This window comes from Bradyrhizobium sp. 23AC, assembly GCF_054863025.1.
The window spans coordinates 1-271 of record NZ_JAVAYN010000160.1 but is presented as its reverse complement, the minus strand read 5'-3'; the positions used below and the strand labels follow the sequence as shown (position 1 = coordinate 271).

Sequence of the window (271 nt, the reverse complement as noted above, 5' to 3'; positions counted from 1 at the left end):
CATGCAGATGGGGTCTGGAATGACAATCTGCTTGCCCTCGACGAGTGCTCGACCTAGCTCAACCGCGGCGCGCCCACGAGCGGTTTCTCGTCGATGAGCGCGGGGTGAAACAATTCTCCAGCACCGAATCCACGAAGATGATCCCGCACAGACGGCCGAGGGCCGGCGCGCTCATCGTGACCAACAACGATGCTGGAGACAGAGCCTGCCAAGCACACACCGTGCCGCCCGATCGCGCCGCAGATTTTGTGAGGGATGTCGCCCATTCGTC

The 271-nt window shown here is 62.0% G+C and carries 1 protein-coding gene; it reads right to left on the bottom strand.

Annotation, left to right across the window (positions count from 1 at the left end; all coding sequences use genetic code 11):
* Nucleotides 1-58: 58 nt before the first annotated feature.
* Nucleotides 59-271, bottom strand: a 213-nt coding sequence (locus RAD10_RS41915; protein ID WP_461622030.1) for a hypothetical protein, incomplete at its 5' end; no start/stop codon positions are given.